This window comes from Streptomyces corynorhini (genome assembly GCF_003346515.1).
GTDB lineage: Bacteria > Actinomycetota > Actinomycetes > Streptomycetales > Streptomycetaceae > Streptomyces > Streptomyces corynorhini.
Map to the genome: position 1 here is coordinate 51677 of NZ_QQNA01000119.1, position 20559 is coordinate 72235.

The 20559-nt window shown below is 70.7% G+C and carries 21 protein-coding genes and 4 pseudogenes; 7 read left to right on the forward strand and 18 right to left on the reverse strand.

What is annotated here, in order from left to right; translation table 11 throughout:
- The first annotated feature begins 493 nt into the window (after positions 1–493).
- A complete protein-coding gene (locus DVH02_RS16440; protein ID WP_114624565.1) occupies positions 494–1027 on the forward strand; it encodes a type 1 glutamine amidotransferase domain-containing protein in 534 nt (177 codons plus the stop codon).
- 395 nt (positions 1028–1422) lie between these two features.
- Positions 1423–2184: an isocitrate lyase/PEP mutase family protein gene (locus DVH02_RS16445; protein ID WP_114624591.1), complete on the forward strand. Its 762-nt coding sequence runs from the start codon at positions 1423–1425 to the stop codon at positions 2182–2184.
- A 128-nt stretch (positions 2185–2312) separates the two neighbouring features.
- On the opposite strand, the gene DVH02_RS16450 is transcribed toward DVH02_RS16445, so the two are convergent.
- The 5 genes from DVH02_RS16450 to DVH02_RS16470 all read right to left on the reverse strand — a co-directional run bounded on the left by DVH02_RS16450 (position 2313) and on the right by DVH02_RS16470 (position 7539).
- A complete protein-coding gene (locus tag DVH02_RS16450; protein ID WP_199566312.1) occupies positions 2313–2915 on the reverse strand; it encodes a flavodoxin family protein in 603 nt (200 codons plus the stop codon).
- A 105-nt stretch (positions 2916–3020) separates the two neighbouring features.
- Positions 3021–4151: a glutathione-independent formaldehyde dehydrogenase gene (locus tag DVH02_RS16455; protein WP_114624567.1), complete on the reverse strand. Its 1131-nt coding sequence runs from the start codon at positions 4149–4151 to the stop codon at positions 3021–3023.
- A 714-nt stretch (positions 4152–4865) separates the two neighbouring features.
- Positions 4866–6716, reverse strand: coding sequence for a GAF domain-containing SpoIIE family protein phosphatase (locus DVH02_RS16460; RefSeq protein ID WP_114624568.1), 1851 nt, complete (start codon positions 6714–6716; stop codon positions 4866–4868).
- A gap of 252 nt (positions 6717–6968) precedes the next feature.
- Positions 6969–7262, reverse strand: a complete 294-nt coding sequence (locus tag DVH02_RS37140; RefSeq protein WP_114624569.1) for an SsgA family sporulation/cell division regulator — start codon at positions 7260–7262, stop codon at positions 6969–6971.
- Positions 7168–7539, reverse strand: coding sequence for a hypothetical protein (locus DVH02_RS16470; RefSeq protein WP_233518265.1), 372 nt, complete (start codon positions 7537–7539; stop codon positions 7168–7170). The genes DVH02_RS37140 and DVH02_RS16470 overlap by 95 nt, the downstream gene beginning before the upstream one ends.
- A gap of 54 nt (positions 7540–7593) precedes the next feature.
- On the opposite strand from DVH02_RS16470, the pseudogene DVH02_RS36170 reads away from it, so the two are divergent.
- Together DVH02_RS36170 and DVH02_RS16475 are read left to right on the forward strand one after the other, a co-directional pair.
- Positions 7594–7638, forward strand: a pseudogene (locus DVH02_RS36170) (hypothetical protein); the annotation flags it as partial.
- Between the two features lie 77 nt (positions 7639–7715).
- The gene (locus tag DVH02_RS16475; RefSeq protein WP_233518270.1) at positions 7716–8096 is read left to right on the forward strand and encodes a hypothetical protein; all 381 of its coding nucleotides are present in this window, start codon (positions 7716–7718) and stop codon (positions 8094–8096) included.
- A gap of 976 nt (positions 8097–9072) precedes the next feature.
- Here DVH02_RS16475 and DVH02_RS16480 read toward each other — a convergent pair.
- The gene (locus DVH02_RS16480; RefSeq protein WP_158575897.1) at positions 9073–10197 is read right to left on the reverse strand and encodes a DUF3500 domain-containing protein; all 1125 of its coding nucleotides are present in this window, start codon (positions 10195–10197) and stop codon (positions 9073–9075) included.
- Between the two features lie 116 nt (positions 10198–10313).
- Here DVH02_RS16480 and DVH02_RS16485 point away from each other — a divergent pair, with 116 nt between their 5' ends.
- Positions 10314–10631 (forward strand): winged helix-turn-helix transcriptional regulator, encoded by a 318-nt coding sequence (locus tag DVH02_RS16485; RefSeq protein WP_233518266.1) that lies wholly within the window; start codon positions 10314–10316, stop codon positions 10629–10631.
- On the opposite strand, the gene DVH02_RS16490 is transcribed toward DVH02_RS16485, so the two are convergent.
- From DVH02_RS16490 to DVH02_RS36960, 3 genes are all read right to left on the reverse strand, one after another.
- The gene (locus tag DVH02_RS16490; RefSeq protein ID WP_233518267.1) at positions 10580–11506 is read right to left on the reverse strand and encodes an ATP-binding cassette domain-containing protein; all 927 of its coding nucleotides are present in this window, start codon (positions 11504–11506) and stop codon (positions 10580–10582) included. The genes DVH02_RS16485 and DVH02_RS16490 overlap by 52 nt on opposite strands.
- Positions 11507–12046: 540 nt before the next feature.
- The gene (locus DVH02_RS16500; protein WP_114624573.1) at positions 12047–12463 is read right to left on the reverse strand and encodes a VOC family protein; all 417 of its coding nucleotides are present in this window, start codon (positions 12461–12463) and stop codon (positions 12047–12049) included.
- A gap of 100 nt (positions 12464–12563) precedes the next feature.
- Positions 12564–12773: an NAD-dependent epimerase/dehydratase family protein gene (locus DVH02_RS36960; RefSeq protein ID WP_325051374.1), complete on the reverse strand. Its 210-nt coding sequence runs from the start codon at positions 12771–12773 to the stop codon at positions 12564–12566.
- Between the two features lie 836 nt (positions 12774–13609).
- Between DVH02_RS36960 and DVH02_RS16510 the strand changes: the two genes are divergently transcribed.
- Positions 13610–14230 carry an L-threonylcarbamoyladenylate synthase gene (locus DVH02_RS16510; RefSeq protein ID WP_114624592.1) on the forward strand — a complete coding sequence of 207 codons (621 nt, stop codon included), beginning with the start codon at positions 13610–13612 and terminating at the stop codon, positions 14228–14230.
- Between the two features lie 489 nt (positions 14231–14719).
- On the opposite strand, the gene DVH02_RS16515 is transcribed toward DVH02_RS16510, so the two are convergent.
- The 8 genes and pseudogenes from DVH02_RS16515 to DVH02_RS36180 all read right to left on the reverse strand — a co-directional run.
- Positions 14720–15757 carry a zinc-dependent alcohol dehydrogenase gene (locus DVH02_RS16515; RefSeq protein WP_114624574.1) on the reverse strand — a complete coding sequence of 346 codons (1038 nt, stop codon included), beginning with the start codon at positions 15755–15757 and terminating at the stop codon, positions 14720–14722.
- A 16-nt stretch (positions 15758–15773) separates the two neighbouring features.
- Complete coding sequence (locus DVH02_RS16520) at positions 15774–16538, reverse strand: SDR family NAD(P)-dependent oxidoreductase (RefSeq protein WP_114624575.1); 765 nt, start codon at positions 16536–16538, stop codon at positions 15774–15776.
- Between the two features lie 119 nt (positions 16539–16657).
- Positions 16658–17644, reverse strand: a pseudogene (locus tag DVH02_RS16525) (NAD(P)-dependent alcohol dehydrogenase); the annotation flags it as partial.
- Entirely contained in the window at positions 17641–17889 is a 249-nt protein-coding gene (locus DVH02_RS16530) for a beta/alpha barrel domain-containing protein (RefSeq protein ID WP_114624576.1), read from the reverse strand. The gene DVH02_RS16530 and the pseudogene DVH02_RS16525, both read right to left, overlap by 4 nt.
- Positions 17889–18365, reverse strand: coding sequence for a hypothetical protein (locus tag DVH02_RS16535; protein ID WP_114624577.1), 477 nt, complete (start codon positions 18363–18365; stop codon positions 17889–17891). The genes DVH02_RS16530 and DVH02_RS16535 overlap by 1 nt, the downstream gene beginning before the upstream one ends.
- A complete protein-coding gene (locus tag DVH02_RS35590; protein ID WP_199566308.1) occupies positions 18362–19069 on the reverse strand; it encodes an FGGY-family carbohydrate kinase in 708 nt (235 codons plus the stop codon). The genes DVH02_RS16535 and DVH02_RS35590 overlap by 4 nt, the downstream gene beginning before the upstream one ends.
- A gap of 77 nt (positions 19070–19146) precedes the next feature.
- Positions 19147–19799, reverse strand: a pseudogene (locus tag DVH02_RS36175) (FGGY family carbohydrate kinase).
- A gap of 19 nt (positions 19800–19818) precedes the next feature.
- Positions 19819–19944, reverse strand: a pseudogene (locus tag DVH02_RS36180) (xylitol/threitol ABC transporter substrate-binding protein); the annotation flags it as partial.
- Positions 19945–19956: 12 nt separating this feature from the next.
- Here DVH02_RS36180 and DVH02_RS16550 point away from each other — a divergent pair.
- Positions 19957–20292, forward strand: a complete 336-nt coding sequence (locus DVH02_RS16550) for a sugar-binding domain-containing protein (protein WP_114624578.1) — start codon at positions 19957–19959, stop codon at positions 20290–20292.
- On the opposite strand, the gene DVH02_RS16555 is transcribed toward DVH02_RS16550, so the two are convergent.
- A complete protein-coding gene (locus DVH02_RS16555; protein WP_114624579.1) occupies positions 20279–20485 on the reverse strand; it encodes a hypothetical protein in 207 nt (68 codons plus the stop codon). The genes DVH02_RS16550 and DVH02_RS16555 overlap by 14 nt on opposite strands.
- Positions 20486–20559: the final 74 nt, after the last annotated feature.

The window sequence follows — 20559 nt, forward strand, 5'->3', positions numbered from 1 at the left end:
GCGGGGCGTTGGGCTACTGGATGGCGCAATCGCCGGAGAACGCGACGGGCCGCCGCCGCAACGGACAGCACAGACGGCCTCCCTTGCCCACCCGCATGCCGTCCCACAGCGTTCTCCCCGCTCTGCGCCCGCGCGTCACATGCCGCAAGGTGGGGGAGCGGGCCCGACATCGAGGCCGACCGCACACGGGCTTCACTCCGGCTCCGGGAGCGGTCGCGTACCGGGCGGGCGAGGCACGGCACCGACTGCCAGAACCTGGAGGAGACGCCTACGGCCTTCACGCCCCGGACCCTCGCCGTCAACGCCGCGCACCTCGCGCGGCTCCTGGCCGGGGCGCCCGATCCACTGGGCTGTGCGAGCCCGGTGTACTCCCTGCCCGGTGTACTCCCCGCCCGGTGTGGGAGACGGACGTTCGGGCAGGCGGGAGCGAAGCCGTGCCGCACCCAAAAAGGGGCGGTACGGGACAGCACGACGAAAGAAGGACGTGAGTCTCATGCGCGTGGCATTCCTCGTAGCGCCCGAGGGCGTGGAGCAGGTCGAGTTGACCGAGCCGTGGAGGGCCGTGGTCGACGCGGGCGGAGAGCCGACTCTGGTCTCCACCGCCGAGGGGGAGATCCAGGCGTTCCACCACCTCGACAAGGCGGACACCTTCCCCGTCGACCGGAAGGTTTCCCAGGCCGGCGCGGCGGACTACGACGCGCTGGTGCTCCCCGGGGGCGTTGCCAACCCGGACGCGCTGCGGACGGACGGGGCGGCCGTCGCCTTCGTCAAGGGCTTCTTCCAGGCAGGCAAGCCGGTGGCGGCGATCTGTCACGCGCCCTGGACGCTGATCGAGGCCGATGTGGTGCGCGGCAGGACGCTGACGTCCTGGCCCTCCCTGCGAACGGACCTCCGTAACGCCGGTGCCACCTGGGTCGACGAACAGGTCAAGATCTGTACGGCCGCTCCCAGCACCCTGATCACCAGCCGCAAGCCGGACGACCTCAGCGCCTTCTCCCACGCGTTCCTCAAGGAGTTCGGCGCCTGAACGCGGGACCCGGCCGGGGCGTTCCCGACGGAGCCCCGGCCGTCGGCACCTTCCCCCGGAACGAGTGCGGCGGGCCGGAGGACCGCACCCACGTCCGGTGACCTCACGCGGGGGGCGTCACCTCGTACGCGCCCCTCGCGCCGCACCCACCGAGGCGGCGAGGCGCGATGCGGCGCGAGCGGCCCTCTCCGGCGCGCCTGCCCCGGGACGGCGGGCTGGTTGGCCTTTCAAGAAAACACGAAGACGAATACGGCCGCGACGACTACGACGGTGATGACGCTCCCGAGGTCTTCGCCGCGGAACTGGACGACTACGCGGACGTTCCTGCCTTCGCCCGAGAAGGCGCCATGGGAAGAGCACGTGGTCCGTGGCCATCCGGGGGTAGCGTGCTCGCCATGGACCTTCGCACCACTGTTGAGCGCGCTCAACGCCTCAAGCAACTGCACGCCGAGTACAAGCCGCTCGTGCTGCCGACCGTGTGGGATGTCTGGTCGGCGCGGACGGCGGCCGACGCCGGGTTCCCCGCGCTGACCATCGGCAGTCATCCGCTCGCCGACTCCCGGGGTGCCGACGACCACGAGGGGCAGACCTTCGAGGAGGTACTCGCCGCCGTCGGACCGATCATCGCGGCGGTCGACGTACCCGTCTCCGTGGACCTGGAGGCCGGGTACGGGCAGGAGCCCGCGGACCTCATCGCCGGGCTCACCGAGGTCGGCGGCGTCGGTCTCAACATCGAGGACACCGTCCACTCCGAGGGCGGCCGTGTGCGCAGCACGCAGGAGCACGCGCACTACATCGCCGGCCTGCGCGCGGCGGCCGACGATGCGGGGATCCCGGTCTGGGTCAACGGGCGCACCGACCTCTTCCTGCACGCCGAGAACGCCTCCGACGTCCTCGACGAGGCGGTTGAGCGATTGCGGGCCATGGAACAGGCCGGTGCCGACAGTGTGTATCCGGTGCGTATCCAGGACGACGACGACCTGCTCACGGCCGTGACCGGCGCTGTCGCCGTTCCCGTGAACTCCACGGCTCATCCCGTCAAGCACGATCTTGAGCGCTTCCGGCGTCTCGGAGTCGGCCGGATCACCTACGGGCCGCTGCTGCAACTCGCGATGACCGGTGCCATGAAGGACATGCTCGGGTCGTGGGCTCGCTGAAGCGTGACCGCTTCGCCTGACCGGTGCGGGGCACCGCGACTGGTGCCCCTGCCGGGGACGGGACGGCCTGTCGGCGCATGACCGGCCTCGTCCGCCCGCGGTCGGGCGGCTGCGAGGCCACGACGGGGTCAGGAGGAGGACGGGTAGGGTGCGGTCCTGAGCTGCCGGGCGAGGTGGGCGGTGTTGGCGGCGAGAGTCTTGGTGGTGGCGGCCGTCTTCTCGGGGGTCTCGTCGAGGTCCTGGTAGTCGGTGCCCTGCATGGCCTCGCCTACCCAGTACGTGACCGCGTTCGGGGCGAGGGAGAAGCCGACGTCGTTGAGACCCTGGAAGATGTCGGCGCTGACCTTGTGGGCGCCGTCCTCGTTGCCGACGACGCAGACCGCGGCGACCTTGCCGTAGGTGAGCATGCGGCCTTCGTCGTCGGTCTCGGAAATCTCCGCGTCGAGACGTTCCAGGACGCGCTGGGCGATGCTGCAGGGGTGACCCAGCCAGATGGGTGTGGAGAGCACCAGGATGTCGGCTCCCAGGATCGCGGCGCGGATCTCCGGCCACGCGTCCCCGTTGCCCATGTCGGTCTCCACACCGGGCCTCACGTCGTGATCGGCGATCCGGATCACACGGCCGGTGACGCCGTGCCCGTCGAGCGCCGCGATGGTCTGCTCGGCCAGCAATTGTGAGCTGGACGGAGCGGGGGAGGGCGACAGAGTACAGACGAGGGCGACGGCGCGCAGGGGGCTGCTTCCAGTGGTATTCACGCCCTCCGATTACCCGCCCGGACTGCCCGTATCCCGCGCGGCCGAGGCATAAGGCCCGGATGGCGGTTCGGTGCGGGCGGGTCAGGGCTTGAGTACGACCTTGGTCCAGCCGGCGTCGCGGTCGTCGAAGTGGCGGTAGGCGTCGGCTGCCTCGGCCAGGGGCAGCTCGTGCGAGACGATGAAGGACGGCTCCGCTCTGCCGCGGTGGATGAGGTTGCCGAGGCGGCGGTTGTACGCCTTCACGTTGGCCTGGCCGGTTCCGATCCGCTGTCCCTTGAACCAGAACTGGCCGAAGTCGAAGGGCATTTTTCCCTCCCGGGTCAGTTCGGTCGGGGCGCCGTCGTCCTGGGGGAGGAAGACGCCGACAACGCCGATGCCGCCGGTCGCCTTCACCGAGGCGACGAGGTCGTTCATGGTCGCCTCGGGCCGTTCCACGCCTTGCGGGTCGTGTGCCTGGTAGCCGACGCACTCGCAGCCTTTGTCGGCGCCGCCGTCGGTGAGGTCGAGGATCCGCTCGACGTGATCGCCCCGGGAATCGTCGATCGCCGTCGCGCCGGCTTCCTCGGCCAGTCGCAGCCGGTCGCTCTGGCGGTCGACGACCAGAACCTGGCTCGCCCCGCGCAGGTACGCGGAGTACGCGGCCATCAGCCCTACCGGCCCGCCTCCGTAGACGACCACGGACTCGCCCGGCGAAACGGCTGCCAGCTCGGTGGCGTGGTAGCCGGTGGGGAAGATGTCCGCGAGCATGACGTAATCGTTTTCCTTCTCAGCGGCGTCCTCCGGCAGGACGAGGCAGTTGAAGTCGGCCCAGGGAACGCGCAGGTACTCGGCCTGGCCGCCGGCGTACGTGCCCATGGCGGCGAAGCCGTAGGCCCCGCCGGGCGTGTCGGAGTCGGCCGAGAGGCAGAATCCGGTGAATCCGCGCTCGCAGTTCGCGCAGAATCCGCAGCCGACGTTGAACGGGAGGCAGACGCGGTCGCCGACCTTCACCCGGTCCACTCCGTCACCGGCTTCGACGACTTCTCCGAGGTTCTCGTGGCCGAGGGTCCGGCCGGTCTCCATCGTGGTGCGCCCTTCGTACATGTGAAGGTCGGACCCACAGATGTTGGTCGCAGTGACCTTGACGATCACGTCGGTGGGACGTTCGATCCTGGCGTCGGGGACGTCGACAACGGCGACATCCCGCGGGCCCTGGTACACGAGCGCTTTCACACAGCTCACCGTCTTCCGGTAGAGGGGCGCCCACCGGCCGGTGCAGCCCGAGGGCGAGGGAATGGAGCACCTCCATCCACCATGCGCGCCGAACGCCACCCGCGCAGAACAGCCTGGCCGCAGGTCGTTTCCGGGGCCGCGGCACGGCGTCACGTGGTCGGGCCGTCCTGCGTATCGGTGAGCCCGGTTACGCCCCGTCCTCTCCAGCGGCGAGCACACGGGCCAGGGTGGGCTGGACGGCAAACCCAAGCGGTGACGTCGGCGATGCCGAGGCGGTACCGGAAGGAGTCGCTGAGCGGTCCGGACAAGTGCGATGCCGGACGCAGGTGCGATGCCGGACGTTCGGTGGGCGCGAACGAGGTGGCAGGGAGTTTCCTCGTCGCCGAGGCCAGGCCGAGGCCGAGGCCCAGGCCGAGTGCGGCAAGGCCGCCCCTCGGCTTCAGCCCGCGGCCGGCCGCGGGCTGAAGCCGTTCGGCGAGGGCGTCGAAGGTTTCGTCGAGGCGGGCGGGACGCGGTCGGCTATTCCTCGCGGCGAGGTCGCTACAGAGGGCGGACAGCTGGTCCTGCGGGCGGGTGAGCGCTCGAACCACTCGGGGCGGGCGGTCGCAGGAGCGTTCCCATACCGGATGTAAATGGACGCATGGGGTGTTCCGGCAACGCGGTGAGGTGGCGTAGCTGCCGTCGCGTGCCCGCCAAGGATCAACGGGACAGCCCTCAGGCGTCGCCGGGCGGGCCGAGGCGGGGGATGCGCAGAGCGAGGAGAGCTATGTCGTCGCCTGGATCGGGGGAGGGGACCTGGTCGACGATTGAGGCCAGCAGCTCGGACAGGGGCTGTTGAGCGTGGTCGGCGAGGATGCGAACGGCCAGGTTGATCGCCTCGTCCATATCCTTTCCGGCGCCCTCCACCAAGCCGTCGGTGTAGAGGAGCAGTGCGCTGCCCGGAGCCAGTGTGATCCGGTTTTCTGTCCGGGCGGGACCGGCCAGGCCAGGGAAGAACATCATCCCGTGCTCGTCGAGCAGCCCGGCCGGGGCGTCGGGAGCGGCGATCAGGGGCGGGGGGTGACCGGCGTTGGTCCACGTCAGCTCCCAGCTTCCCTCCAGAGGCGCCGGGCAGCGCCGCAAGTTGGCGTGGACGAGGGTGCCGCTGGCGCCGATGCGCAGGCGGTTGTTGGCATGTTCGACCGCGGTGACCGCGCGGGCGGGGCCGCCCCCGGGGTGGTCGAGGTCGGCCTGGCGGAGCATGCTGCGGATCTGCCCCATCAGGGTCACGGCGCGTAGGTCGTGGCCGGTGATGTCGCCGATGGACAGAGCGAGTTCGTCCGGCCCCGCGGTGTCCTCGCCGCCCTGGGCGGCGCTCGGCAGCGGGTAGGCGTCGTACCAGTCCCCGCCCACCAGATCGGTGGCCGCGGCAGGCCGGTACAGCGCCGCCAGCTCGACCCCCGCAACCTCGGGCAGATCGGTGAGCATGGCCTCCTGCATCTGCCGCGCCGCGGTGACCCGGTTCTCCACGAACAGTGCCTGCTCCACCGCCCGCGCTGTATACCCGGCCAGCGAGGCCAGCAGGGCCTGTTCCACGATGTCGATCTCGTGCGCTTCATCCCAGCCCAGCACCAGCGTGCCCAGCGGGAGCACCGTGCCCGGCAGCGGTACACACACCGCGCTGCTCAGACCCAGGCTGTTGAACGCGGCCACCGCCTCGGGGGCGTAGTCCCGGCGTAGCTCCGCCTCACTCGTGACGGTGATGGTGCGGTTCTCCCGGGCAGCTCGCGCGGTCGGCCACCCTGAGTCCAGACCGTATGTTTCGTGGGCACGCTCCATCGGTGCGCTGCCCGTCTCGTCGACCAGACGCCGCAAGCGGCTCGTGCCGGTGTTGTCGACCAGGACGAGCCCCACGTAGACGGGTTTCAGGTCGCTGGTGACAAGGTCCCGAACTGTCTGGCGGACCTCGGCCAGGACCGTGGTGTCGGCCAAGGCGGCGGCCGCACTCAGCAGCAGTTGCGAGCGGTCCAGCGAACTCCGGTACGCCCGCGCGTTCGCCTCTGCCTCACCGACCGCGTGCTCGCGCTGACGCGAGACGATCCGCAGCCGCAGTTCCGCACTGCACGCGGCTGCCAGGTCCTCCAGCAGCCCGAGGTCCAGCTCGGTCCACTGCCTGGGCTGCGTGTCGATCGCGCACAGGGACCCCAGGACATGCCCGTCGCCGTCCGTCAGCGGCATCCCCGCGTAGCCGACCACCCCAAGGTCCGCAATAGCCAGAGACGCGCACGTCCGGGTGTCCTCACGGGCATCGGCCAGCACCAGAGGCCGCCCCTCGGCCACCACGTGCCGGCACAGCGAATGCGTCAACGGAGTCTCCCGGCTCTCCGCCCACGGATCGGCCAGTCCCACCATGCCGGGAAGGATCTGCCGCGCGGACTCCAGCAGCGACACCAGCGCCACCGGGACACCCACCAGCTCTGCCGCCAGCCGAGCGAATCGCTCCATCCCCGCGTCCGACGCCGCCGTCAGCCCCGTCTCCCGCAGCGCTCCGAGCCGCCCCCCGTCCCCGTCTCCGTCCCCCGACATCGATGCTTCCCTGCCAGATCCCGCCATCACGAACTCCTGAGAGCAACCATCGGGCGCCAGAACATTTGGTGCGCGGCAACAGTAGCCAAACGTACCGCCCTCTGAGGTGGCACGCGCCGACCCAGGAGACCGGCGCGGCCATCTGATCCAAACGAAACGCACTGCGGGGTGAGGAAGGCCGGAGGAGGCCCGTGTGCCCTGCACATCGCGAAGAGCTGGCGGTTTTCCTCGCCCCAGTCGACCTCGGCCATCTCACGGCCGACCGGAACGGTCACGGCGACGGTGTGCGCGAGCCAGCGGCTCATGGTGCAGTGCCGTACCGCGGAAAAGGGCGTGACGGTCCCGCGGTCCCAGGCGCAGGAGCAGGGCTCTGCCCGCTGAAGTCTCCTCGGGAGGCCAGATCATCACTTCTCCCTCTCCGACGCCTCCGTGCAGGCCCGCCAGCAACAGGTCACGGGAGAATCGCCACCGAGGCAGGCTCCCGCCCGGCCCGTGGAATGCGATCTCCACGGCGAAGGGATCCCGGCGCCCGCAGCGCAATTCCATGATCAAGGCAAGCCGCCGCGGTCGACAACGCGGAGCGGCCGTAGGGGCGCTTACCGACCCGCCACGGCTCGCCGAGCGGCATGCGGACCTCGGCGCCGATGATACCCATGTACCGTTCCAGATACCGCAGTTGGACCTCGGCGAGGGCCAGGCACTCTCGCTCCGGCCACCGCAGATGGTCCACCAGCAGATACGAGTACGTCCTCTGCGTTCCCGAACCATCACGCAGACGCAGGAAGCGGTCCGCCTCCGCGTGCACCGTCTCCTCGGGCCACACGATCGTCCACGACCGCCGCCCGTACTTCCGCTCGATCCGCGGTCTACGCCTGGCATGGACCAGCTCTGTGCGGCGGCCGAGGTGTCCAAGCGCACGGCCTACCAGCACTTCACCGGCAAGGACGAACTCGTCGCCGAGTACCTGCGCCGGTTCGACCCCGCCGTCCTGTCCGGCGTGTGCGACCGCACCGACCTCACGCCCCGCGAACGGCTCCTCGCCGCCTTCGACATCCCCCCACCACTCCGCTGTGCCCCTACATCGCCGCCGCCGTCGAACTCCACGACCCCCAGCACCCCGCATCCCCATACGCGCGCGACTACAAGAAGGCCGTCGCCGCGCGGCTCGCCGACACCGCCCGCGAAGCCGGCGCCGCCGCCCCCGAACAGCTCGGCGAGCAGCTCGGCGAGCAGCTCGCGCTGCTCATCGACGGCGCCGCGGCCCGTACCCGGGTCCTCAACGCCGACGCCTTCCCCGCCGCCGCCATCGCCGCCGTCCTCATCGACAACGCCATCCCCGCCACAGCCAGCGACCTGCGACGGGAGGAAGTGTCAAGCTGACTTGGGTGTAGCGGGAGCTGCACCCATCTGGCTTTCGTCGCCGGTCGTGGCGAAGTGGCGGCACGCGAGTCCGTGCCTGATCCGGGCGGCGCTGATGGCTGATGTCGGAAAAGCTCGCGACCAGCGCCGGGGCGGCATCATCGACGTCCAGGTGGGCCGGGGCGTGGGTCAGGTAGAGGGCGCCGAGGTCGTGCTCGTAAAGGCGGTGGGTCATACGCGGTTCAACGCCGGACCGGAACGAAAGGCCATCACCCAGTCGGCGTCCCGCCGCACTGCTCCAGCGGCAGCGCGAGGCTGTCCGGAGCCGGGCCGGAGCCGGTGCCACGCACACGCACGCGCACCAGCGGGGCCGGTCGACGCGGATATGCGTTTCCGTACTCACCCGGCCTTCGCAGCTCAGGCACTTGGGCGTACACCCGCAGGTCGAGCAGTCGGCGCACCTCGTCCGGCTGCACTTCTCGCACAGCGTGTCGCGTGGCGGCGGGCCGCCGGGGAAGCACTCACGGCACTCCCACGCCCCGCACTCTCCGCAGGTCATCACCCCCAGCTTCATCCCCGGGGCGGGACTGCGGCGTGGTGACACACGCGAGCGCACCGGAAGTTCCCGCTGCCGGTCGGCTCGGACAGGATCGTCGCCGCGGTGGTGACCTGTTCGCGCATCGGCGTACGAAGGAGAGCCGCTGGGATGCCCGCGATGACCGGAATGCCTCCGTACGAGATACGGTCGGCCACCAGAGCCGACGCCGAGGATCCACCCCTGTCATCTCCGGCTGGACCGCATCAGAACGCGAGGAACGCGCGGTCACCATGATGTCGATGTACACCTCGGCCAGGCCCGAACACCGCGGCGATCGGCTTGGACAGCTCATGACGTGGGCCATCAGCGACCAAGTGGCAAGGACGGACAGTGATGGCTGATCGCAGTCGAGGGTGTGCCTTGCCGGCTGATCGCCGGGCTCGACGAGTCCCGGTTTGGTCAACTGCCGTGGTGGAGCCGGTAGTGCTGGGCGAGGAGATCACGTCCGTAGTCGTTGCCGTTGGGGGCCCGCACGATGGTGTGGACGTGGAAGCGGGCGGGCTCGGGATTGGCGAGGAAGACACCGGGATGGTTGTCGTACTCGACCAGAAGCACGGGTGAATGGATCCGGTAGTAGAAGGCGCACTCGTCGTCGTGGCCGCCGCGCCAGGCGAATCGAGTCTCGTCGAAGTGCTCACGGACGAGCGCCAGGGTGCGCTCGGCCTGTGGCAGCGGGAGACGGTCGAGATAGACCCGGATCAGCTCCACCAGACCGTCACGCTGGTCGGCAGGCAGGCTCGCCGCGACGATCCCCTCGGCAGGCAGGATGAGGTTGTCACTGCCCGCGCCGGCGACATGCCGGCCGTTCCACGGGCCGGCGAGTTCGGGCGGAAGGTCCTCTGCGCGAAGCGAGGACCCCATCAGGAACTCGCCCTCGCGGTTGGGGATCAGGGTGCGGCGGAACGTCAGGGCGACCTCGGTCTCGTCGCCGAAGGCCGTGACGCCCTCGAACCGTCCCGTCCCGGTCGTCGGCTCGGCACCGAGGAACACGGGGGCGAGAACCACCTGCCCTCCGACGAAGACGCAGTGCAGGTCCACGTGATGGCCCATCAGTTGCCATCCCCACGGAGAGTCGTCCGAAGGAGTCCCGAAGACGGTGAACCAGTAGGCGAACTCCGTGAGCGTGTCCCGGTAGTCGTCGATGAGCTGGCCCAGGTGCTCGTTGAGTGCCATCGCCGCTCTCACCTGGGCGTAGCCGGCCGGACTGAGACTCGCCTCGACGACGGCGAGTGCGCGGTCGCGGTCACGGTCGGTGAGACGCTCCAGGCGCATGCCCTTCGGGTGCCATGTCGGGATCGCGTTCGTCCACAACCGCCATTCCGGGGCGTCCATCGGCAGGGCACCGACCACCCTCTGGTGGGGCGTCAGCCCGTCGAGGTAGGCCCGAGCGGCCGTGCGGGCGGTCTTCGGGGCTGCCCCCGCATGGTTGAGCCGGTAGAGCCCCGGGCGCGGGGTGCCGTTCTCGGTGATGCCGACGTAGGGCTCGCGATGACGGCGTAGGCCTGCATTGATCTCGAAGGCCACCTCTGGCGGGATCAAGATGGCGTCGGGCGACGCGCTGCGATTACCGTATGAGCGCAGCTCACCGACGGGAAGAAGGCACTCGCCACATCTTGGATCGTATTGGCGACCGTTGGACGGTGCTCATCGTGGTCGCCCTCCGGGACGGCAGCGTCCGCTTCTCGGAATTGCGCCGACGCGTCGAGGGCATCTCGCAGAAGATGCTCACCCAGACTCTGCGCGGGCTCGAACGGGACGGAATCGTGCGCCGCACCGTCTACCCCGAAGTTCCGGTCCGCGTCGAATACACGCTCACCGAGGCGGGCCGCACTCTGTGCGAACCGCTGAGCGCACTTGAGGAATGGTCGATCGCGCACCTCGGCGACGTGTCAGCGGCGCAGGAATCCTACGACCGCGCGCATCGGCCTCCTGCTGACTCCACGGATCGCGACAAGTAACGCTGCGACATCGGCACGCTGTTGGCGTCTTCGCGTTTTCCACGTACCCGGGCTGGTCTCTGAATGGCCATAGGGTGGAAGCCGGTTACCGTACGGAGTCGGTGCGCACAGGTCATTGGAATTGCGCATTCGGTGCGCATTTCACGGGCGCGGTGCGCACCGAATGGCGGACCCTGCAGCGGTGACGTCTTGGTCCTGGCCGTCGCCCTGGAGTTGGTGCAGTTCGGCGAACAGGCCCCGCTGATCCAGCAGTTCTCTGTACGTCCCGGATTCCACGATCCTGCCCTGATCCATGACAACGACGCGGTCGGCACCGCGCGCGTTGGCCAGGCGGTGCGTGATGAAGAGGGCTGTGTTACTGGCGGCCAGGGCGCGCGGGCGGCTGAAGATCTGGTGTTCGGCGCGGGCATCGAGGGCGACGGTTGGCTCATCGAGCACCAGTACCGAGGCGGAGCGGTGGAAGGCTCGGGCGATGGCGAGGCGCTGCCCCTGTCCGCCGTACAGGTCAGGGCCTCCCCACCAGGACCGTGCGAGGGAGGTGTCCAGTCCGGCCGGGAGACGGCTGATCGCGGTGGCGGCTCCAGCTGCGTCAGCCGCCGCGTGGACGTCGGTATCGCCCCCCTGCCGTGGGGCGGGCTCAACGTGATGTTCTCCCGTACGGTCAGCGGCCAGCGTGTGTAGTCCTGCGGCACCATGGCGATCTGCGCCCATACCGTCGCCGGGTCGGCGTCCGCCAGGTCGGCGTCCGCCGGGTCGGTGCCGTCCCAAGTGACGGCTCCGGACGTGGGCAGGTAGAGGCCGGTGAGCAGATGGGCGAGGGTGGTCTTCCCGTCGGTTGCACCTGAGTGCCGCCCAGTCCTCCCACCGCCCGGCATCTGCCTCCGGGTACGCCTGGGCTGACTCCTCCAGCGGATCGGCCACCGTCCTGCGGCCCCGAGGGGTCAGCCCAGGCAGCGGCCGGCCCGGTGCGGCACCACTCCCACACCGCCGGTTCCGGCCCGGCCTGCCCGGCGCGCGGGCGCGGCGGCGGCGTGACGCAGAGCAGCGCCGCGGGCGTTGTCCTGTGCCGCCTTCTTGACCGTCCGCCACACCGGGCCGTCCGCCAGGTTCTGACCCCTCGCCCACAGCACTGCTCCGTCTCTGGCCCGTCGCCGGTGACCGCGCTGCACCATGCACTCGCAGCAGGAGTGGCATTTCGACTCCACCGCTCCAGGCGCCCGGACAAGGGGACGACAGCCTCGGCCGGCCGAGCGGGACACAGCGGACCACGGAAGAGGCCCCAGAGCGGCGAGATCCTCGACAGTGAGGAATCGTGGGGGGGTAGAACCAGGGCTGTGTGAGGTCGTCGTCATTGGGGCGTCGCCCCGACACCGCCACCAACGAGCCCTGCCGCATCAGCGGGAGGACGGCGCGGGTCAGGAAGCGGGGGCGAAGAGTTCCAGGGCGATGTTGTCGGGGTCGCGGAACTCCAGGATGCAGCCCACGCCGATGTCCTTGATGCCCGCGTGGGGAACGCCGCGGTCGTCCAGGACGCGCCGCGCCGCCTCCAGCTCCTCCCTGCTGCTCACCGCGAAGCTGACATGGTCCAGGCCCACTCGGTCCTCGTCGAAGCGGTCCGAGGCAACCGGGCGCAGTCCGAGCAGGGAGTCGCCCAGCTGGTAGATGACGCCACCGAAGAGGAAGGACAGCTCTTCGCGTGTCTTGTCGTCCGCGTCCGGAGGCAGTTCGAAAGCAACGGGCAGGCCGAAGAGATCCTCGTAGAAGGCACGCGAACGGTCGATGTCGGTGACCGTGAGGCGGACGTGGGCGAAGGCGCGCGGGGTGATCTGCATGCACCCATCATGTGGCCTGAGCGACGGAACGGCCGTGAACGTCCCCCGCTCAGCCCTGTCGCAGGCGGTTCCGGACATCATGTGAGCCCGGCCGAGACGCTCAGTTGGCCAACAGGTTGTCCACAGCGGTGACCTGCGCGCCTCTGTCCAGCAGGACCGCACACAGGTGAGTACCGATGAACCCGGCACACCCTGCTCCCGGCGCGGGGGCCGTCACGGGGATCCGCTCAGTCACGTGAACCTCCGGTCGTCCGGGGCGGCCGTCAGCGGGTGACCGTTCAGTTCGCGGCAACCCTCCTCGTCCCACCACCTCTCGCCTTGCGTGGTGAGGTAGGGGTGCGGTCCGCGGACGTCTCCACCTTCATGCAGTGCTTGCGCGACTCCGTGGAGAAGGCTCGCCAGGTCAGGCCAGGGGTCGGTGAAGTCGCCGCCACCGCTATGGCCTGCCCAGCCGAGACGCCGGGCCTCTGGGCCGGGACGCAGGTCGATCACCTGCGTCGCGCCATCGGCACTCTCAGTCCAGGGAACCCATAGTGGGTGCCACCAAGGCGCGTCGTCCCAAGGACGAGCTGTCAGGCCGTCGTTCTCCGCCGCGACGGTCATGCGGGTCTGCCAATGGTCCACGATGCCGCTCACTGCGAGCGGGGACTGCTCTGGCAGGATGGATGTCCAGGCGCTCACGCCGTTGTGGCATCGCAGAGACTCAGCGAGATCACCGGGCATCGGGGTGCCGAGGATCCTTTCCGCGTGCCGGATCTCTGACCCTTTTGATCCACACGGCGCCCACGCGGTCGACCTGACGGCGTGACACACCCCTCCGGTTTTCCCGTGCCGACGTATCGTGACGCCGTGAAGAGGGTCCGCTGGTCCGTGTTCGGCGTGGGGGTGGCATGGTGGGCGGTTGTCACCGTCGGCTTTGGCCGCTCAGCAAGGCTACGGATCGGACACCTGGCCTCGCGGGGTGCGCAGCAGCTTCTGCACGTGTGATCTCTCGGGCGAGCTTGGTGACCGCCTGCGGCGACGCCGGAACGCAAGGCGCGCCGGCCGACGGACGGCACGGAACGGAGAGGAGTTCGGGGAGTCGGCGACGCGGAGGGCCGGGGCGGCCTCGTGAGGGTGCGGGGCGCCATCACGTACGCTCAGCTGATGGCGAAGTACTTTGACGTGCACCCGGAGAACCCTCAGCGGCGCACCATCAGCAGCGTGGCCGACAGCATCCGTTCCGGCGCGCTCGTCGCGTATCCGACGGACTCCTGTTTCGCACTGGGGTGCCAGCTCGGCAGCCGCGACGGTATCGACCGGATCAGGTCGATCCGCAACCTCGACGATCGCCACCACTTCACCCTCGTGTGCCAGAACTTCGCGCAGCTGGGGCAGTTCGTGCAGATCGACAACGACGTGTTCCGGACGATCAAGGCGGCGACGCCCGGCAGCTACACGTTCATCCTCCCGGCGACCAGGGAAGTGCCGCGCCAACTGCTGCACCCGAAGAAAAAGACGGTCGGCGTCCGCATCCCCGACCACGTCGTGACGCAGGCACTGCTCGCCGAGCTTGGGGAGCCGCTGCTCTCCAGCACCTTGCTGCTGCCGGGCGAGGACGAACCGCTGACGCAGGGCTGGGAGATCAAGGAACGGCTCGACCACGTGGTGGACGCCGTGATCGACTCGGGCGACTGCGGCACCGAACCCACCACGGTGATCGATTTCTCGGGCGGCGACGTCGAGATCGTGCGCCGGGGCGCGGGCGACCCGGCACGCTTCGAGTAGGGGCGCCGCCTACCCGCCTGCCCGCCTCGCAGCCGGTGCGATCCCTCGGCCGGGCCAGGCCGGGCCGGGCCTGGCACCCGGCGCCTGCCGACGCGGCCCGCACGGCTGCTGGTCACATAGGTCGGCGCTGGGGCCACTGCAGGCGGGGACGGAGCGAGCGGTTCCGGTCGCTCCCTCCGCTGCCTTCTCTCAGACCCGATCCGGCTCCGATGCGGCCCCGATCCGGCTCTGATGCGCGTGCGATGCGGGTGCGGCGGGGGCGGACGCCGATCCGCCCGGCATCGCCCGGATCCCAGCCGGAGTGCTCCCGTCCGAACGACGTTCCGCAGGCGGACACTCCCCGTGCATGACAGGCAGCATCCCCTCCCCGGTCGTGGACGAGATCGTCGACAGCGAAACCCTGACGGGTATGCGCTCCGAGTTCACCCTTCACCGTGTCATCCCGGCCGTGACACGCGGGCGGCCCGCGGCTGGGCGGGTACGCGGGGTTCAGGGCAGCGCGACGGTGACGAGTACTTTGACGTGTCGGGGATCGTCGGAGGCGCGGAACGCCTCGGCCGCGTCCTCGATGTCGTACGTGGCGGTGACGATGTCGCCGAGGGCGAACGTGGCACTGCGCAGCAGTTCGATGGCGCGGTCGATGTCCTGGCGGGTGTACATGAGGTTGCCCATGATGGTCAGCTCGCGGTCCTGGACGAGGTCGAGGTCGATCGAGGTGGGACCGCTGGGGACACCGACGGTCATCAGCAGGCCGCCCTTGTCCAGGACGTTGATGGCCAGGCGTACGGTCGACTCCCTGGAGACGCAGTCGAACACGACGTCCGCCCTGCCACCGAGGGCCGTGACGGCGTGGTCCGCGGCGTCGGGGTCGGCCGGGTCGAGGACGGAGTCGGCGCCGAGGCGGCGGGCGAGTTCCCTCTTGCCTTCGAGCAGGTCGGCGACCGCGATGTGCGCGGCCCCGGCCGCCCGCGCGGCGAGGAGGACGAACAGACCGATGGGACCGGCTCCGACGACGAGGACCCGGCGGCCCGTGAGGTCACCGGCGCGGCGCACGGCGTGCACCGGGGTGGCCGCGGGCTCGACGAGGGCGGCGCGGAGATCGTCGAGGTCGTCGGGGAGCGGTACGGCACGATCGGCGGCGATCACGAAGTGGTCGGTCATGCCGCCGGGCGTCTGGCAGCCGAAGACATCCAGGGTGGCGCAGATGTTGTAGCGGCCCCGCAGACACTGGGCGCAGGTGCCGCAGGCGAGGTTGGGTTCGATGACGACACGGGTGCCGGTGCGGGCGGGGTCCACCCCGGGCCCCGTTGCGGCGATGACTCCGACCACTTCGTGTCCGGGGCGCATCGGCAGGCTGACGAAGGGGTGGCGGCCATGGACGGCGTGCATGTCGGAGCCGCAGATGCCCACGACGGTGGAGCGGACCAGGATGTGGCCCTGCCCGGGTTCGGGGCGCGGGATCCGCTCGACGCGGATGTCGTCGAGGGAGGTGACGACGATCCGGCGGTTGGTGGCGAGGGTGCTCATGTTCACGTCTCCTGTCTCAGACCGCGGTGTAGCCGCCGTCGGCGACCAGGATGGATCCGGTGATGAAGCCGGCTGCGTCGCTGGCGAGGAAGACCACGCTGGGGGCGATCTCCTCGGGGAGCGCGGCGCGCTGCTGGGGGCAGTCGTCGATCCAGTGGCGGCGCAGGTCGGGACGGTCGACCGGGGCCATTTCGGTCTTGGTGGAGCCGGGGGCCAGGGCGTTGACGCGTACGCCGTGGGGGGCCCATTCGACCGCGAGCGACTTGGTCAGCTGGTGGACGGCCGCCTTGGACGCGTTGTAGGCGGGCTGCCACTGCGGCCGGTTGACGATGAGGCCGGACATGCTGCCGATGTTGACGATCGATCCGGAGCCCCGGCGGCACATGCCCGCGCCCACGGCGAGAGAGGTCTTCCACAGGGCGCGTACGTTCAGGTCGAACACCGAGGACCACTGGTCGTCGGTGACCTCGAAGGAGGGCGCGTGGTAGCAGGTGCCGGCGTTGTTGACGAGGATGCCGATGTGTCCGCCGAGGGATTCCTCGGCCTGTTCCGTCATGGCCGTCACCTGGGCGTCGTCCGTGATGTCGGCGGTGATGGCGGCGAATTCGAAGCCGGCCGCCGCGGCCTGTTCGCTGACGGCGCGGTTGGCCTCGGGGCGCCGGCCGGAGATGGCCACGCGCGCGCCCGCCTGGGCGAGGGCGAACGCGAACGCCTTGCCGAGTCCCTGGTTGCCGCCGGTGACGAGAGCGGTGCGGCCTTCGAGGCTGAACGGTGATGACATGTGCGGGTGACCTTTCGGTGCGTAAGGGGCCTGTCTGCGAGGCCGGGCTGCGGAGCGGAGGTGGGTACGGGGACGGGGTAGACGACCGACTTCAGGCCCGCGGGGTCGAGGTCGCTCTCCAGGGCTTCGGCGGCGTGTTCGAGGTCGAACCGGCCGGTGACGAGTGAGTCGAGGTCGACCTGTCCGGTCGCGGCCAGGTGGATGGCGGCGGGCCAGGTGTCGGTGTAGCGGAAGATGCCGGTGACGGTGATCTCGCGGTTCTGGATGTGCTCGACGGGCAGGGCCATCTCCGAGGAGCCGAGCCCGACGAGGACGGCCCGGCCGGCCGGGGCGACGGCCTTGATGCCGGACATGACGGCCGCGGGCGCACCGCTGGCGTCGACGAAGGCGTCGACGTCGAGGCCGGCGGTGGCGATGTCGGTGTCCAGCGGGTCGATCACCTCGGTGGCGCCGAAGCGCAGGGCGCGCTCGCGGCGTTCCCCCACGGGGTCGGTGACGACGATCCGAGCCGCTCCGAAGGCCCGCGCCGTCTGGGCGCAGATGATGCCGATGGGGCCCGCGCCGGCGATGAGGATGCTGGATCCGGGGACGACGCCGGCCTTGCGCATGGTGGTGATGGCCACCGACAGGGGCTCCAGGAGGGCCGCGGCCTCGTCGGAGAGCGCGTCGGGTACGGCGTGCGCGAACTCGGTGCGGATGACGCAGTATTCGGCGAAGGCGCCGTCCACCGGCGGGGTGGCGTAGAACTCCATGTCGGGGCAGAGGTTGTAGCGGCCCGCGCGGCACTGGCGGCAGCGGCGGCAGGGGCGTTGCGGTTCGACGGCGACGCGTTCGCCGACGCGGGTCGCGGGGACGTCCGTACCCACCGCGACGATGCGTCCGGACAGCTCGTGACCGAGGATCAGGGGCGCGTCCACGACGAAGTCGCCGATGCGGCCGTGGCGGAAGTAGTGGGTGTCGGATCCGCACACTCCGACCGCCGCGACGCGGATGACGACCTCGTCGGCGGCGCAGGCCGGGGTGGGGACCTCCTCGACGGTCAGAGTGCGCGGACCGGTGAGGACGCCCGCCCTCATGGTGGAAGGGACGGTGCCGGTGCGGGTCATGGCAGATCCTCTCGATGGGTCTCGGTACGGGGTGCGGGTGCGGGTGCAGGGGCGGGGGCGGGTGACGCGGCGGTGAGCAGGCTGCGGCCCGCGACGATGTACGTGGCGCCCTGTGCCGCGCACTGTGCGGCGACGGGCGCGGTGATGCCCCCGTCGACAGCGGTGGGCATGGTGGCGGCGAGGCGGCTGACCTCGGTGAGCATCGACGGGTCGGCGGACCGTTTGGTGCCGGGCGGGATGAACATCACCAGGGATCCGTCGACGCCGGGGGGAAGTTCCTGGACGCGCGCCCCGGGGGAGTGCTCCAGCCAGAGCGCGATGCCGGACCGGTGGAGCGCGTCGTCGCGGTGGGACACCGTTCGATACGGGCGAGGTCCATGGTGACCGCCTCCACGCCGAGCCGGGCCGCGGTCGCGACCGTGGCCCCGACGATCTCGGCGGTCGCCGCGGCGGGCAGCGCGTCCGCGACGATCAGGTGCAGGTCGATCCTGGCGCCGGGGGCGAGTGCGCGGGCCCGGTCGAGTTCGTGGCGGCTGACACCGAGGCCGCGCCCGGCCGCGTCGACGATGATGTCGACGTGCACCCGGCAGTCGCGCTCGGCCAGCGCCGCCGCGGTGGCGGCGCGGTGTGCGGGCGGTACGGCGTAGAGGCTGCCGCCGACGGTGAAGGGCGGGTACGCCCGGTACCAGTCGCGCAGGGGCTCGTGGACGGCGGCGGTCATGGCCGGTCCAGTGCGGTCACCGCGGCCGTGGCCCGGTAGTCGTCCCAGGCCCGCGCCGGGAACGTACCGGGTTCGGCGGCGACGCGGGTGGGCGGCGCCCATGCCGCGCGTACGGTCACGACCGGTGTGCCGGTGGCGACGGCCGCGGCCTGTACGGCGGCGCCGCGCGCCGTCGCCTCGGCGGCGTCGGCCGTCAGGACCGGCCGCCCCACGATGTCGGCCAGCAGCTGGGTGTACGCGGCCGACCGGGCGCCGCCGCCCACCGCGATCACCCGACCCCCGGTGGGGACGGCGCTGCGCTCCAAGTGCCCCTGGCCGGTGTAGAGGCCGAAGACGACGCCCTCGTAGGCGGCGCGGGCCAGTTGTTCCCTGGTGGTGTGGGAGGTGATGCCGCTCAGCAGCCCCTGGGCGGTGGGGCGGTTGGGCTTGCGTTCCCCGTCGAGGTAGGCGGCCATGGCCGGGCGGGCGTCGAGGGCCGGGGCCCGGAGGGCCAGCCGGGAGAGTTCCTCGTGTCCCACGCCCAGCAGCGCGGCGAAGGTGTCGGTGACCTTGGCCGCGTTCAACGTGCTGACCAGGGGGACATAGCCGTTGGCCATGTCGGCGACACCGTCCACGAAGCCCGCCAGGTCGTGGACGGCGTGCTCGCTGACGCCCATGACGACACCGGAGGTGCCGAAGGAGTACATGAGGTCGCCCGGGGCCATGCCGAGCCCCAGCGCGGCGGCGTGCTGGTCACCGCCGCCCGCGCCCGCCAGGACCGGTCCGCGCAGTCCCAGGGCGCTCAGTGCCTGGGGGTGACCTCGCCCGCCGGCTCGTCGGGTCCGAGTACGGCCGGGAGCATGGGCAGCCAGTCGGCGTCGGCGACGAGGTCCAGATGCTCGGTCAGGTAGCGGTTGTCCGTCGCGTCGAAGTAGCCGGTGCCCGACGCCTCGGAGCGGTCGGTCACGGCGCGGCCGGTGAGCCGGAAGGGCAGGTAGTCGTGCGGCAGCATGACGCGGCGCACGCGGGCGAAGGAGTGCGGCTCGTGGCGCGCGAGCCAGGCGATCTTGCTGAGGGTGAAGGCCGCCGTGGGCAGCGATCCGGTGCGGTGGACGAGGGCCGTGTCGCCGATCAGGGACCGCAGTTCGAGCAGTTCGGGGGTGGAGGTGGTGTCGTTCCAGAGCTTGGCCGGCCGGATCACCGGTCGTCGGCGTCGAGGACGACCAGTCCGTGGCACTGCGCCGCGACACTGATGGCGGACACGTCACCTGGCGCCGCTCCGGCGTCGCACATCGCGGCGGAGAAGGCCAGGAGCAGCGCCTGCCACCAGGCGTCCGGGGCCTGTTCGCTGGCCGGCGGGCTCGCGGGCGGGTGCGGCGCCGAGCCGCTGCCCACGAGCCGGCCGTCGCGCAGGCCGCGCAGCTCGACCTTGCACGACTGCGTGGAGGAGTCCACTCCTGCGACGAGCGTCCCGGTCGATCTTGTTGCCGAAGGCCGAGATCCAGTTCTTCATCTTGTTGACGGCCTCGTCCCGCTTCCAGTTCGCGGTGTCCTTGGCCAGGACCTTGATGTCCGGGTACTTCGCGAGGACCTTGTCGACCAGTACCGCAAGGTGACCCGGGCGGTCGTCTCGGTGGGCTCCTGGACCCCGCCGGAGTCGCAGGTGTACGACCGGCTGGCCCCGGCCGAGCGGGAAGCGCTGCTGGCCTCCGGCGTGGCGGCCGAGACGTGCGCCCTCATGTTCGACGCCGAGGGCCAGGCCCTGCGCGGCCTCGACGACCGCCGTATCGGTATCTCGCTGAAGGATCTGCGCGCCGTCGACAGCGTCATCGGTGTCGCCGGAGGGCTCGGCAAACGCGGCGCCATCTCGGCCATCCTCCGCTCGGGCATCCTGGACACCCTCGTCGTCGACGAACCCACCGCCCGCGCGCTCCTCACCTGGCCCTGAGCGCCGAACGGGCGGCCAGGCCGTCCCCTGCCACCGCGCCGGGAAGCCGGTCGACGCCGTGGAACCTCTCCGTACCGGTCCGGGGGAGGACGGCGGCGAGTTCGGCCCGGTGCGCGCACACGACGTCGAGGGAGACCAGGCCCTGGGGGCCGGTCGCGGGAACCGCGCCGACGCGGGCATGAGCTTCCCGCACAACGCCCTCCTGCGTCCGTCCCGGCGAAATCGTCCCGACGAAATCGGTGAAACCGTTCCGGTCACCGGCTGAAG

Bases quoted from the DNA above. Each gene is read 5' to 3' on its own strand.
- DVH02_RS16440 (WP_114624565.1), top strand. From the start codon at position 494: ATGCGCGTGGCATTCCTCGTAGCGCCCGAGGGCGTGGAGCAGGTCGAG.
- DVH02_RS16445 (WP_114624591.1), top strand. From the start codon at position 1,423: ATGGACCTTCGCACCACTGTTGAGCGCGCTCAACGCCTCAAGCAACTG.
- DVH02_RS16460 (WP_114624568.1), bottom strand. From the start codon at position 6,716: ATGTCGGGGGACGGAGACGGGGACGGGGGGCGGCTCGGAGCGCTGCGG.
- DVH02_RS37140 (WP_114624569.1), bottom strand. From the start codon at position 7,262: ATGGAATTGCGCTGCGGGCGCCGGGATCCCTTCGCCGTGGAGATCGCA.
- DVH02_RS16490 (WP_233518267.1), bottom strand. From the start codon at position 11,506: ATGCCGGGCGGTGGGAGGACTGGGCGGCACTCAGGTGCAACCGACGGG.
- DVH02_RS16500 (WP_114624573.1), bottom strand. From the start codon at position 12,463: ATGCAGATCACCCCGCGCGCCTTCGCCCACGTCCGCCTCACGGTCACC.
- DVH02_RS16510 (WP_114624592.1), top strand. From the start codon at position 13,610: ATGGCGAAGTACTTTGACGTGCACCCGGAGAACCCTCAGCGGCGCACC.
- DVH02_RS16515 (WP_114624574.1), bottom strand. From the start codon at position 15,757: ATGAGCACCCTCGCCACCAACCGCCGGATCGTCGTCACCTCCCTCGAC.
- DVH02_RS16520 (WP_114624575.1), bottom strand. From the start codon at position 16,538: ATGTCATCACCGTTCAGCCTCGAAGGCCGCACCGCTCTCGTCACCGGC.
- DVH02_RS16530 (WP_114624576.1), bottom strand. From the start codon at position 17,889: ATGTTCATCCCGCCCGGCACCAAACGGTCCGCCGACCCGTCGATGCTC.
- DVH02_RS16535 (WP_114624577.1), bottom strand. From the start codon at position 18,365: ATGACCGCCGCCGTCCACGAGCCCCTGCGCGACTGGTACCGGGCGTAC.
- DVH02_RS35590 (WP_199566308.1), bottom strand. From the start codon at position 19,069: ATGGCCCCGGGCGACCTCATGTACTCCTTCGGCACCTCCGGTGTCGTC.